Raw genomic sequence first — 13,694 nt, 5'->3', positions numbered from 1 at the left:
TTAAGAGAGTTGCTTTCCCTTTTGACTAAGGCCTTTAAAAAGGCTCCCCATCCTGAAAGGAGGGGAGCCTTTTTGTTGTTCATGGAAAAACTTTCCATTGTTTCACGGATTTAGAATCCGTGGTCAACAAAAAAGACCAGAGTTCGGATTATTATTTCATTAGTATGAATGCCTTAATCAAACAGACTATTGTTTGAATGGGCTGGACAATCTCTCCGGCAAAGATTCATTTTTCAAGGCACAAAAAATAAAACGGCTTATTTTCAATGAGATGCGCAGTATATTTTTTCAGATTTTCTTCTAACATTCATAACGGATTCTAAATTCGTTATTTGTCAAGAAATGGAAGCGGTGTTTCATCATTTCCAATCACATATCCCATTGACACCATGAAGAAAACATTATTCATTCTGGCAACTATGGTTGCGGCGGCGGTGGCGGCCGAAGCCTCCACCGTTCTGATCTCGTTCGGGATCAATTCAGGCAATGGCACCGCCGTTGTGGACGGCACGTATCTGGGAGAACCCGGACAGAAAGTGAACAAGATTTCCACGGGACAGAGTAATTCCTATACTTCCGGAACCTTGGTCACTACGGGGGGAGGAAGCACCGGAATCACCCTGACGACGGGAGGACTCTGCTGCGGAGGTCCCGGCGCCATGACCGATGCCGCTGCCAAAGGGTCCGCCCTGGGCCAGGGCAACAAGTTTTACGATGTTTTCGGCCAGGATATGACTACCGGCAATCCGATGGGGGGCGCGATCAATCCGATAGGCTCCGCGAACGGCAATTTCACGATGTCCCTGAACAACCTGTCCGCCGGCACCTACACGCTGACCATGCTGGTGGGACGCGGAAACAATTACGGTGCGGGCAATCCTTCTTCCTTCAGCCTTGACGGCACCGGAATCTCCAACATTTCCGCCAGCCTGGACGACTACTCCACCGGGTCCGGCGCTACGCTGAACGGCGCCACCGTCACGGGCAACACGCATACCGGAGACTGGATGCTGATTACTTACACGTTTGACGTGGCGGCGGATGGCACCCGGCTTGATATCCAGTCCCAGGGAGGTACCGGCAACATCAATGCCCTGGCGCTGACCTCCGTTCCTGAACCGGCCACGGCCAGTCTCGGCCTGCTGGGCCTGGGCGCTCTGCTGATGCGCCGCAGGCGCGCGTAACGTTTGTTTTTCATGCAGGCGCCGGCCGTTCGCGAAAGGAACAGTCGGCGCCTTCCTGTTTACGGAAGAGGAAATCGCCATGAGAAAGCTGAATTGGTGCGGATGGGTTCCGGCTGTGCTGGCCGCCTGCTCCCTGGCGCATGCGGAAGAAATAGGGATAGGAGTGCTGAACGGAACTGCGGCCACGGAGGCGGCGTTCCGGCAGGCGGAGCCCGGAACCCTGGCGGAGGAAGGAAAAACATGGAATTTCATCAAGCCTGCGGCGAATGCCGCTACGACCGTTTCCTCCTTGAAAACTGCGGCGGGAGTGTCCACGGAAGCCTCCTGCGCCATCAATCCGGGTTATTGCGCCAGCAACGGCATTTTTGCGTCGGGCAGGAACCGTGATTATTTGCTCATGGATTCCTGGGCCGGTATCCGGGGAACGGAAAACGTCGTGATTTCCCGGCTTCCCGATTCCATGGCGGAATACTGCCATGTGGAAATTTACGGGGATTGCAATGACTCGGACCGGGACATGCTTTATACGGTTAACGGCCTCACCGGCACCATCCAGGACCGCGGCACGTTTTCCGGCGCGTTTCAGGAAGGAGGCAACAAGCTGACGCTGAAGTATGTGCCGGTCACCGGAGGAACGATTACCATTACGGGCAACGGGGCCTCCCAAACGCGTTCCGCCATCAATGCGGTCCGCCTGACGGCTCCTTCTCCCGGCATCGTGACTTTTACGGCGACTCCTTCAGAGGTCATGGAAGATTCAACCTCCGGAGCCGTCCTGAGCTGGAAAACCTGGAAGTGCGGAGCGGTCACGCTGAGCACCAGGGACGGCCGGGATATTCCGGCCACTACGGAAGACGGCACGGGTTCCGTCACGGTAAAGCCTGACGCCACCACGACCTACATTCTCAGCGCCGCCTGTGAGGACGGAACCGTTTCCAAGGAAGAAGTGACGGTGACCGTCAGGAAGCAGGAACCGGAAATCCTTCTCTTTGAATCCGACAAAAAGAGGGTTGCTCCCGGCAGTGATGAGAAAGCCACTCTGACATGGAGCACGGTGAAAGCGGAAAGCCTCGCCCTGACCGCCAATGGCGCGGAGATTCCCATCACCAGCACGGCGGGAGCCGGCAGTGTTCAGGTGTCTCCCGCGGAGACGACGCAGTACACGCTGACGCTGACCGCGGCGGACGGCACGGAGAAGAGCAAGTCCCTGATTATTTCCGTTCTGGCGGAGAACACGCCCAACGTCCTGGTGTTCCTGGTGGACGACATGGGCTGGCAGGATACGTCCGTGCCATTTTATTACAAGGACGGCCAGCCCGTCGTTACGGAGCTGAACGCCTTTTATAAAACGCCCTCCATGGAAAGGCTGGCGGCGCAGGGGATGAAGTTCACGAATGCCTATTCGTGCCCTTTGTGTTCTCCGGGCCGCACGTCCCTGATGACGGGCAAGACCTCCGCCCGTCACCGGGTCACCAACTGGACGGCCGTGAATGCCCCCACGCTGAATGAATACAGCGGCGGTCTTCCCCACATCCGTGCTCCCCAGTGGAACATGGCAGGGATGAGCCAGCAGGAAATTCCTCTCCCCCGCGTGCTGAAGGATGCCGGCTACCGGACCATCACGGTGGGAAAGGCCCACTTCGCCCCGTCCAACCAGCTTTATTCCAATCCAGCCAACCTGGGATTTGACGTCAACATAGCCGGCTGCTCCGCCGGACAGCCCGCCTCCTACCGGGGAGAGGATCAGTTCGGCTCCGGGAACACCCATGTTCCTGACCTGGAGGAATATTACGGAACCACTGCGGCGGAAGACAGGAAGAGGAATTTCCTGACAAATGCCCTGACGCTGGAGATGAAGAAGCAGATCAAGGCCGCCGTGGATGAGAATGCGCCTTTCTTCGCGTACATGACCCATTACGCCGTCCACCAGCGGCACGACCAGCCGGACCCCAACGGGGACTACGATACTTATCCCTCGGGCACGTCCTTTGAACCGGGAGTTTCCATTGGCGGCAATCTCCGCAATTTCGGCACCCTGATCGGCGGCATGGACAAATCCCTGGGGGATCTGATGGATTACCTCAAGGAACTGGGCGTGGCCAACAGGACGCTGGTCATTTTCATGTCCGACAACGGCGGAGACGCTCCCATCCAGCAGAGCTATAGCGGAGATATTCCATGGCTTGAGAAAATCAGCGCCGTAGCTCCCCTGAGAGGGCGCAAAGGCAGCCGTTACGAAGGGGGAACGCGCATCCCGATGATTGTGGGCTGGGCGGAGGCCGATTCCTCCAGCCCCATCCAGCAGGAATATCCCATTCCGCAGAATTCCGTGAACCATGACATCGTGGCGATTTGGGACATTTATCCCACCATTCTGAGTATGCTGAAGCTGAAGGTTCCGGTGGGCCATCAGGTGGACGGGGAGGACATCAGTCCCTATTTCCGGGGGGATTCTTCCTTCCACCGCACCCAGAAGATATTCCAGCATTTCCCGCACCACCATTCCTACGCCAATTTCTATTCCACCTGCCGGAAAGGAGACTGGAAGGTCATTTACAATTACATGGACCAGTACGCCCATACGGATTTGTATTCCGGCAACGGCTACAGGACCGCGGGCCGCTTCCCGTGGCAGCTTTTCAATCTGAAAGACGACATCGGAGAGAGCAATGACCTGGCTCAGGACCCGGCGCAGCAGGAACGCCTGATGCGCATGGCGCGCTCCCTGATCCGGGAACTCCGTCAGGCGGATGCGCAATATCCCGTCCTCACCAGGAACGGCCAGGCGGTGGGGACGGCCTACATCCGCATGCCTGATTTCCCGGATGTGGATTCCGACGGCGACGGCGTTCCCGACCTTGTGGAGGACGCCAACGGCAACGGCGTCATCGATCCCGGTGAAACGGACCCGGATGATGCTTCCTCCTTCGTTCCCATCCGGCAATAAACTTTTCACCAACTGGACAAGACTCATGAAGAAAACACGTTGTTTTTCCGTTCTTCCCGGTCGTCTGCGTCTTCTCAGGATTGGCCTTGGGTCCGCCGCCTTCCTCTCCGGGGCCCTTCTGCTGGCGGATGTGCTGGTCAATGCCGGCGGCGGCTCCAGCAATGCGGACAAGACGGGCAACGGCGGCGGCATATTGGATTACGGGCAGGTCACTTTTTCCGGCTCCGCCTCCTATGAAAATAACACGGTGCGCGGCTTCTCCCAGGGCGGAGCGGTTTACGCAGGTTCCGTAGTCCAGCAGGCCGCCGTTTCCTTTACCGGCAACAGGGCGGAGGGCGGCAGCGGCGGCGCGCTCTACAGCCGCGGGAACGTGCAGGTAGCGGCGGGTTCCTCCTTTTCCGGCAACGCGGCGGCCCACAACGGGGGCGCCCTGTGCCTGGATGCCAATGACGGGGAGGAGGAGCGCACCGTGAACGTGGAAGGCGGCTGTTCCTTTACCGGAAACAGCGCCGGAAACCTGGGGGGCGCCGTTTACGTTTCCGGCGGCAGCGCGGAGGCTCCCACCGTGCTCAACCTCCGGTCCACGGATTCCTCCCGCCCCGTTTCCTTCAGCGGCAATTTCCGGGGGCGTTCCGCGGGAGCCTCCACGGGCGGCGTGCCCAATTCCATCACGGTCATGGGCCATGTGCGCCTGGTGATGCATGCGGACCCGGATTGCCTGGTCAGCATGGAAGACCCTCTTTATTCCTTCGCCGGGTATTCCTCCACCTCCAGCCTGAGAAAGACGGGGGGAGGAACGCTGGGCTTAGGCGGCATTTCCTTGTGCCATTTTCCGGTGAGCGTGGAAGGCGGAACGGTGCGGCTCGGCACGAACGCCGGCGTGCGCGGAATGACGCGGCTGGACGTGGCCGCAGGGGCATGCCTGTCCTTCTCTCTCCCCCGGAACCCTAGCCAGGAGGCCAAGTGGAGCGCGGAGGGGCCAGTGTCTCTGGATAGCACGGCGGAAATCCGCGTGGCTCTCCCTGTCATGGCCGGGAAGGAACAGGAACAGAGCTGGAAGCTGGTGGAAGGGACCACTCTTTCCATGGCGGCTCTTCCCTCCGTTTCCTATGACGCCGCCAGTGCGGAAGCCTGGAAGAGTGAGGGTTCTTTTTCCCTGAAACAGGAGAATACGGCGGGAAAAAGCGCCCTGGTGCTCGCTTGGACGCGTACGCCTTCCCCGTATGACCAATGGAAGAAGGACCATTTTGCCGACGGAACGCCGGAGGACCAGACTGTCCCGGACGCCTGTCCCGCGGGCGACGGCATCACCAACCTGATGAAGTATGCCGCGGGGCTGGACCCGAACAAGCCCTGCGGAAGCGTCACGAGGCTGGCGGTCAGGGAGGAAAACGGGGAATGCCGCCTGGTGCTGGAATGGTCGGTGAATACGGCGGCCACGGACGTGACGTTCAGCGTGGAAAGCACGGAAGACCTGGTTACCTGGAGGGAGGAAGCGACGGTCGAGCCATCCGGAGACCGTGCCGAATACCTTGATTCCATAGTGATTGACGGCAACGCGCCGACGCGGCGGTTCCTGAGGCTGAAGGTGTCGCGGGAATAAGGTGAAGGCTGTCCATTTTTTATCCTGAACCGCCTGGTGAGTGGATCCAGAGGATGAATGATGCAGGCCTTCCTTTCCGGGATGCCGGAGGCACAATCCCCGCGGCATGTGGAAATAGCCAGGTTTAATGGGTTGGCCAGTTCATATTCATACGGAGAAAGACGGAGCTTGCGGGCAGAGGGGGTGTTGGGTGGGGTTTCATCAACCCTTTTCCGGGGGATGTTCTGGCGGGTCATGAAAAAGGGCTGTTCCGCCGGATGCGGGACAGCCCCTGAAAAGGAATGGCGGTTAAACGCCGCAGATTATTTGGAGAGCACCTTTTGGACGGCGGCAACGACGTTGTCCACGTTCATGCCGAGCTCGTCCAGAACTTGCGCTCCGGGTGCGGAGAAGCCGAAGCGGTTGATGCCCACGGCTTCGCCCTGGCAGCCCAGGTATTTCCACCAGAGGTCCGTGACGCCGGCTTCCACGGAAACCCTCTTCGCGCAGGAGGAGGGAAGCACGCTTTCCCGGTATTCGGCAGACTGCTTGTCAAAGCGGAAGAAGCTGGGCATGGAAACCACGCGGATTCCTTCTCCGGTTTTTTCCGCCGCCTTCAGGGCCAGTTCCAGTTCGGAACCGCTGGCAAGGATAATGGCCTTCAAGGTTCCCTGTTCCTTCCGGGCTACGTAGCCGCCTTTCAGCACGCCTTCCCGGCGCGTTTCCACGGGAATATTGTTCAGGGTCGCTACCTTCTGGCGGGTCAGGATGAGGGCGGTGGGGCCGTCGGCGCGCTGCATGGCGGCCATCCAGGCTCCTGCGGTTTCTTCCGGGTCCGCCGGGCGGATGACGTCTAGGTTCGGGATGACGCGGAGGCCGGAGACGGTTTCCACCGGCTGGTGGGTGGGGCCGTCTTCGCCCACGGCCACGGAATCGTGCGTCAGGATGTAGGTGACGGGCAGGCCGCTGAGGGCGGCCACGCGGATGGCGGCGCGCATGTAGTCCACAAAGACGCAGAACGTGGCGGCGCTCACGCGGAACAGGCCGTCATAGGCGATGCCGTTGCAGATGGCGGCCATGGCATGTTCACGGATGCCGAACCAGAAGTTGCGCCCTTCCGGGGTTTCCGCGGAGAAGTCCCCCGCGCCGGAAAGGTAGTTTTTATTGGAGCTGTACAGGTCCGCGCTGGTGGTCAGGAACCAGGGGTCCGCCTTGGCGATGGCGTTGATGGCGACGGCTCCGGCGGAACGCGTGGCGTCGCTGTAGTCCTGCGGGAAGGCGGGGATGGCCTTGTCAGAGTCCGCGGGATTGACGCCCCTGGCGCAGGCGCAGATGCCGGAGTCCAGTTCCGCGGCCAGTTCCGGATAAGCCCGGCGCCATTGTTCGTAGGTGGCGTTCCAGGCGTTGAAAGCTTCTTCCCGTCTGGCCTTGAGGTCCGTGAAGGCGCTGCGGACGTCTTCGGAGACGTAATAGCGTTCCCCGGCAGGAATGCCCCAGTTGGCGTGGGCTTCTTCCTGGAGCTTGGCTCCGCCTTCCCCGTGGCCCTTCGTGGTGCCTTCAATGCCGGGGATGCCTTTGCCGATTACCGTTTTGGCGATGATGAGCTGGGGCTTGCCGTTCCTGGCGTTTTTGGCGGCTTCCACCGCTTCCGCGATGGCCTTGAGGTCGTGCCCGTCGATCTGGCGCACGTCCCAGCCCAGGGCTTCATACACGGCGCGCGGGTCGGCAAGCTGGGTGCGTTCCGCAGGGGCGTCCAGCGTGATGTCGTTGGAATCGTAAATGAGAATGAGGTTGTCCAGCTTCAGGACGGCGGCCAGGGCGACGGATTCGCGGGCCACACCTTCCTGGAGGCAGCCGTCCCCCGTGAGGCAGAAGATGTGCTGGGTGAAGATGTCCATGCCGGGCTTGTTGAACCGAGCGGCGGCGCGCCTGGCGGAGAGAGCGAAGCCGACGGCGTTCGCAATGCCCTGGCCCAGCGGCCCCGTGGTGCATTCCACGCCTTCCGTATCCCGGAATTCCGGGTGGCCGGGCGTGATGGAGCCCTTGTGGCGGAAGCCCTTGAGGTCTTCAATGCCGATGTTGAATCCCGACAGGTGCAGCCAGCCGTAAAGGAACATGGAGCCGTGGCCGGCGGAGAGAATGAAGCGGTCACGGTTGAGCCAGCGGGGCTGCGCGGGGCAGATGTTGAGCAGATCGCCGAACAGGACGGCCCCGATTTCGGCGCACCCCAGCGGCAGGCCCAAGTGGCCGGATGCGCAGTCGTGAACGGCATCCATGGCAAGTCCCCGCGCCTGGTTGGCGGCTTTTTGGAGAAGGTCAAGATTCATGCCCGGGCAATATGAGCAGATCAGCCCCATATTGGAAGCCTAAAATGCGTCTCCGGCAACAGGGCGGAGCGGGGGAAAAGCATTGAAGATGGAAGCGCCGGGCATCTCCGGTCCGCATGCCGCGGCGCCCCCTGCGGCACATGGCCCGGCATGCGCAGGCGGTTCAGGCCATGAAGCTGCGGAGGAACGTGTTGGGCGTCCTTAGCCCATTTCTCTTTCACGGCTCCATTTGACCCCTTTTTTGATGACCTTGGCCGGGTTTCCCGCCAGAGCGGTGAATTCCTCCCGGAAGGATTTGGTGACGACCGATTGCAGGCCGACAACCGTATTTGCCGGGATGATGGCATTTTTGGTGAAGGTTGCCCCCTGCCCGATCCAGCAGTGGTCGCCGATGAGGACGCCCTGCGGCTGGTCGTTGAGCAGTTCCCCCGTGTCGGCGTCCATCAGGCGATGGGAGTCGTTTGCCCAGATGGTGATTCCGGAAGAAAGCATGCAATCGTTGCCAATGTGGCATTTGCCGCCCACAAGCATGACCGCTAATCCTTCGATGCTTGTCGAATGGCCGATGGACAGGGCGCTTCCGGATGCAGCTGCCAGAATGCTGACATTGTTCCAGTGGCTGTGCCCGGACGACGAGGAGCCGAATTCGATTTTCGCGCCGCGGACATGTTTCCAGATGTGGATGGAGATATTGTTTAAGGAGAGCGGAGCATGGAAGATGAGCGTGTTGTGCTCTCCCTCAATGTTCAGCCGGACGGACCCCGGTATCTGGTACGGCTCGACAAGCTGTTTTTCGCCGGAAGGAAGAATGAGAAAAATGCGGTTTCCCACCGGGTTTACATAACCTTCCCCTCCCGTCTTCAAACCCAGGCGGACGCGGCGCTTCTTTCTCGTTTGCGGAGAAAGAGATAGGTTGCAATAGATTGTTGCAAGAAAACGGTTCATGAGGAAAGCCCCGATTCTTCATCGAGAAAGGCACTCTCCCGGATTCTCCATTCAGGGTCAAGCGGAAAATGGCGCAATGGCCTTGGCCCCGTTGCCTGGAGGCAGCCGCCGGGAGGGCTTGGCTTCATGGGGTACGCCATGCGCCGTTTTCCCGTCCCGCGGAGGAAGGCCGCAAGCAAGTTGTTTGCCTTTCCGGGATTTGAAAGAAACTTTGTTGACACCCTTGAAAAAATTAGTTTATAATAATTCTAACTAAAAGACACCATGAGTGACCAAAAGAATTTAACGACCTCCGTCGGAGCGCCCGTTCCGGATAACGAAAACGTGCTCACGGCCGGCCCCCGCGGCCCCATGCTGCTCCAGGACGTCTGGTTCCTGGAAAAGCTGGCCCATTTCGACCGGGAAGTGATCCCGGAACGGCGCATGCATGCCAAGGGCTCCGGCGCCTTCGGCACGTTTACCGTGACGGGGGACATCACCCGTTACACGAAGGCTGCCATGTTTTCCGGAATTGGCAAGAAGACCGACCTGCTGGTGCGGTTTTCCACCGTGGCCGGGGAACGGGGAGCGGCGGACGCGGAGCGCGACATCCGCGGCTTTGCCATCAAGTTTTACACGGAGGAGGGAAACTGGGACCTGGTGGGCAATAATACCCCGGTTTTCTTCCTGAGGGATCCGCTCAAGTTCCCGGACCTGAACCACGCCATCAAGCGCGACCCGCGCACCAACATGAGAAGCGCGCGGAACAACTGGGATTTCTGGACTTCCCTGCCGGAGGCTTTCCACCAGGTCACCGTCGTGATGAGCGACCGCGGCATTCCTTCCTCCTACCGCCACATGCACGGGTTCGGCAGCCATGCGTTCAGCATGCTGAACGCGGACAATGAGCGGGTATGGGTGAAGTTCCACCTGAAAACCCAGCAGGGCATCAAGAACCTGACGGACGCGGAGGCGGAAGCGATTATCGCGAAGGACCGGGAGAGCCACCAGCGGGATTTGTATGAGAGCATTGAGCGGAAGGATTTCCCGCGCTGGACGATGTACATCCAGGTGATGACCCAGGAGCAGGCCAAGGCATGCCCCTTCAATCCGTTTGACCTGACCAAGGTATGGCCGCACGGGGATTACCCCCTCATGGAGGTGGGCGTGCTGGAACTCAACCGGAACCCGGACAACTATTTCGCCCAGATTGAGCAGGCGGCGTTCAACCCGGCCAACGTCGTTCCCGGCATCGGCTTTTCCCCGGACAAGATGCTCCAGGGGCGCCTGTTCTCCTACGGGGACGCCCAGCGGTACAGGCTGGGGGTGAACCATAACCAGATTCCGGTGAACGCCCCCCGCTGCCCGTTCCACAGTTACCACCGGGACGGCATGATGCGTGTGGACGACAATGCGGGAAGCACGCTGGGCTATGAGCCGAACAGTTACGGGGAGTGGCAGGAACAGCCGGAGTTCCGGGAACCGCCGCTGGAGCTGGACGGCGCGGCCTGGCACTGGGATTTCCGCGAGGATGACGACGATTATTATTCCCAGCCCCGCGCCCTGTTCCGGCTGATGAATCCGGAGCAGAGGGAGGCCCTGTACGGCAATACCGCACGCGCCATGGGCGACGCGCCGGACTTTATCAAGCAGCGCCACATCGACCACTGCATGCAGTGCGACCCCGAATACGGGGAAGGAGTGGCCAAGGCCCTCGGCATGTTCAAGGGATAGTCAAATTTGGGTGTTCCGGGCGGAAGTTTCTCCGGAAGGGGAGGCTTCCGCCCGTTTTTTACCCGTTTGACGCAGCCAGGGGATTGATGGCCGTGAATTCCGGCAGGCAGGACACGGAATCGTGAAATATCAGGTGCGGAGGGAGGACGGATGGAGTAATGTGGCCTGGTGGATGTGAATGTGTTGCTTTTTGATGATTTTGAGACGCTGGATGCATTCGGCCCGGTGGAAGTGCTGGGCAAAGTAGAGGAATACCGGCTGCGTTATTTTTCCGAACATGGCGGAACCGTCGCAAGTGCTCAAAAGACGGTAATTGTCACTGAACCGGCCACGGAGGCGGACGGCGGCGGAATTTTAGTGGTTCCGGGAGGAAGGGGGACCCGCCGCCTGGCGGTTTTTCCGCCTTTCCTGCATTTTCTCCGGGGCATGGCGGACGATGCGGAGTATTGCCTGTCCGTCTGCACAGGGGCCGCGCTGCTGGCCGGCTGCGGCGCGCTGGACGGCAGAAGGGCGACTTCCAACAAGAAGTCTTTTGCATGGGTGAAGTCCGTCCGCGGCGCAGTCGGCTGGGAGGAACGTGCCCGGTGGGTGGCGGACGGGAAGTTTTATACTTCCTCCGGCGTTTCCGCCGGAATGGACATGGCCCTCGGGTTTGTGAGCGACCGGTTTGGCAGGTCACGGGCGGAGGGTATAGCGGAGCAGCTCGAATACGTGTGGAATGATGACTGCACCAGGGACGTGTTCGCGCGGAAATGAGGTTTTTTCATGGCTGGAATCCCTGCGCGGCCAGCGGAACCGCGGCATTGCGGGAAGAACGCGTTTTCTGCTTTCTGTGAGGAAAGAGCCTGTTATATCATGGAGGGCAGAAGTACATGAAAATCGTAGTTAAAGTAGGAACGGGCGTTCTGACCCGTGAGAACGGGACGCTGGATGGTTCTTCCATCGTGCATCTGGTCAGCGCGCTGGCGGACCTGATGCAGCAGGGCCACCAGGTGGTGCTGGTGAGCTCCGGGGCTGTGGGTTCCGGCGTGTCCGTCCTGGGGCTGCCGTCCTATCCGCAGGAGTTGTCCCTGAAGCAGGCATGCGCGGCCGTGGGGCAGACGCGGCTGATGCAGACGTATGAGAATCTTTTCAACCATTTTGACGTGGATGTGGCTCAGCTCCTGCTGACGGCAGAGGATTTGAAGCGCCGCCGCCACAACGTGCAGGCTACGGTGCTGCGCCTGTTTGAGTACGGAGGCATCATCCCGATCGTGAATGAGAACGATACCGTATCCGTGGAAGAGCTGAAGTTCGGGGATAACGACATTCTTTCCGTGCACATGGCGCGCCTGGTGGAGGCTGACGCGCTGTTTATCCTGACGAGCGTGGACGGCCTGTATCCCCCCGGAGGCAGCCGGGAAGCCATCATTCCCCGGGTGGAGGACGTGGATGCCGTGCTGGCGTTCGCAGAGGAGGACCGGGGCCGCTTTTCCATGGGCGGCATGAGCGCCAAGCTCCAGGCCATCCGGGAGGCCGTGAATGCGGGGACGGGCGTTTACATGCTGCACGGCCGCCATCCGGAACGCATCGCGCTGCTGCTGGAGGGGAAGGCGGAAGGAGCCGGAACGTATTTTGTACCGAAGGGATGAAGTTATGAAGATGGAGAATCCTCTTGAACCGGTGGGACGGGCCGCGCTGGCGGCTTCACGGGAGATGCTTGCCTTGGAGCCGCAAGAGAAGGCGCAGGCCCTGCGCCTGATGGCCGCAGGCGTTCGGAGCGCCGCGGAAAAGATTGTCCGGGAGAACGGCCTTGATATGGAAGAGGCCCGGAAGGGCGGCCGCAATGCCGCGTTTCTGGACAGGCTTCTCCTGACGCCGGAGCGCGTGGAGCACATGGCCCGCGGCATGGAGCAGGTGGCGGCCCTCCCTGATCCCGTGGGCGAATGCATCCGGGAGTGGACGCGCCCCAACGGCCTGCATATCCGCCAGGTGCGCGTTCCCCTGGGGGTCATCGGTTTTATTTACGAGAGCCGCGGCACCGTTACCTGCGATGCCGCCGCCCTGTGCCTGAAGTCCGGGAATGCCGTCATTCTGCGCGGCGGGAGCGAGTCCCTGCGAACCAACCGGGTTCTGGCGGAGGTTCTGCGCGCCGCGCTGAAGGAGTCCGCCGTCCCCGCGGACGCCGTGCAGCTTCTTGATTCCGGCAGCCGGGATGAGGTGCGGCAGTTGTGCGAGCTGGATTCTTTCCTGAACGTGGTCATTCCCAGGGGTGGAAAGGGGCTGATCCGCGCCGTGACGGAGTACGCCAGGGTTCCCGTGCTGAAGCATCTGGACGGCGTTTGCCACGTGTATGTGGACGCCGCAGCGGATTTGAAGATGGCCGTGAACGTGCTGGACGACGCCAAGACACAGCGCCCGGGCGTTTGCAATGCGGCGGAAACCCTGCTGGTGGACGCCGCCGCGGCGGAACGGTTCCTGCCGATGGCGGCGGAGCGCATGCGCCGGCGTGCCGTGGAATGCCGCGTGTGTGAGCGGAGCAGGCCGTTTTTCGGTCCGGAGGCCGTTCCTGCGGAGGAAAGGGATTGGTCTACGGAGTATGAAGACCTGATTCTCTCCGTGAAGGTGGTGGACGGCGTCCGGGATGCCGTAGAGCATATCAACCGCTACGGTTCCCATCACAGTGATTCCATCATCACGGAGGATGGAAAGGCCCGCGATTATTTCATGAGCCGGGTGGACAGCGCGTGCGTCTACCATAATTGCTCCACGCGGTTCAGCGACGGGGAGGAATTCGGCTTCGGCGCGGAGATAGGCATCGGGACGGACAAGTTTCATGCCCGCGGGCCAATGGCTCTGCGGGAGCTGACCTCCTACAAGTACGTCATTGAAGGCAGCGGGCAGATGAAGGACCCTTCCCGGATTCCGGGGGAAGACCGCGCCTGAACAGGCACGTCCGCAATCAGAAAGGGAGCACCGCAGCATGGCCGCGATGCTCCCCGCTTGTACACACCCCT

Annotated in this window: 9 protein-coding genes; 7 read left to right on the top strand and 2 right to left on the bottom strand. The window is 60.5% G+C overall.

Going from position 1 to position 13,694, the window contains the following annotated elements; all coding sequences use genetic code 11:
* Window positions 1-389 precede the first annotated feature (389 nt).
* From J5W70_RS02925 to J5W70_RS02915, 3 genes are all read left to right on the top strand, one after another.
* Window positions 390-1,184, top strand: a complete 795-nt coding sequence (locus J5W70_RS02925) for a PEP-CTERM sorting domain-containing protein (protein WP_022397574.1) — start codon at window positions 390-392, stop codon at window positions 1,182-1,184.
* Between the two features lie 79 nt (window positions 1,185-1,263).
* Window positions 1,264-4,131 (top strand): sulfatase-like hydrolase/transferase, encoded by a 2,868-nt coding sequence (locus J5W70_RS02920; RefSeq protein ID WP_022397573.1) that lies wholly within the window; start codon window positions 1,264-1,266, stop codon window positions 4,129-4,131.
* Window positions 4,132-4,156: 25 nt separating this feature from the next.
* Window positions 4,157-5,734 carry a sulfatase gene (locus J5W70_RS02915; RefSeq protein ID WP_022397572.1) on the top strand — a complete coding sequence of 526 codons (1,578 nt, stop codon included), beginning with the start codon at window positions 4,157-4,159 and terminating at the stop codon, window positions 5,732-5,734.
* A 302-nt stretch (window positions 5,735-6,036) separates the two neighbouring features.
* Here the strand turns inward: J5W70_RS02915 and tkt are convergent, their stop codons facing one another.
* Together tkt and J5W70_RS02905 are read right to left on the bottom strand one after the other, a co-directional pair.
* Complete coding sequence (gene tkt, locus J5W70_RS02910) at window positions 6,037-8,040, bottom strand: transketolase (RefSeq protein ID WP_022397571.1); 2,004 nt, start codon at window positions 8,038-8,040, stop codon at window positions 6,037-6,039.
* A 201-nt stretch (window positions 8,041-8,241) separates the two neighbouring features.
* Complete coding sequence (locus tag J5W70_RS02905; RefSeq protein ID WP_022397570.1) at window positions 8,242-8,985, bottom strand: acyltransferase; 744 nt, start codon at window positions 8,983-8,985, stop codon at window positions 8,242-8,244.
* Between the two features lie 264 nt (window positions 8,986-9,249).
* Here J5W70_RS02905 and J5W70_RS02900 point away from each other — a divergent pair, with 264 nt between their 5' ends.
* The 4 genes from J5W70_RS02900 (at window position 9,250) to J5W70_RS02885 (ending at window position 13,623) form a co-directional block, all read left to right on the top strand.
* A complete protein-coding gene (locus J5W70_RS02900) occupies window positions 9,250-10,698 on the top strand; it encodes a catalase (RefSeq protein ID WP_022397569.1) in 1,449 nt (482 codons plus the stop codon).
* Window positions 10,699-10,866: 168 nt separating this feature from the next.
* Window positions 10,867-11,454, top strand: a complete 588-nt coding sequence (locus J5W70_RS02895; protein ID WP_022397568.1) for a DJ-1/PfpI family protein — start codon at window positions 10,867-10,869, stop codon at window positions 11,452-11,454.
* A 116-nt stretch (window positions 11,455-11,570) separates the two neighbouring features.
* On the top strand, window positions 11,571-12,329 hold the full coding sequence (proB, locus tag J5W70_RS02890; RefSeq protein WP_022397567.1) for a glutamate 5-kinase: 759 nt from the start codon (window positions 11,571-11,573) through the stop codon (window positions 12,327-12,329).
* Window positions 12,330-12,339: 10 nt separating this feature from the next.
* Entirely contained in the window at window positions 12,340-13,623 is a 1,284-nt protein-coding gene (locus tag J5W70_RS02885; protein ID WP_257228325.1) for a glutamate-5-semialdehyde dehydrogenase, read from the top strand.
* Window positions 13,624-13,694 lie beyond the last annotated feature (71 nt).

The organism is Akkermansia massiliensis (assembly GCF_018847375.1).
Lineage (GTDB): Bacteria > Verrucomicrobiota > Verrucomicrobiia > Verrucomicrobiales > Akkermansiaceae > Akkermansia > Akkermansia massiliensis.
Note: the sequence above shows the minus strand (reverse complement) of the source record. Positions and strands in the feature narration are given on the sequence as shown.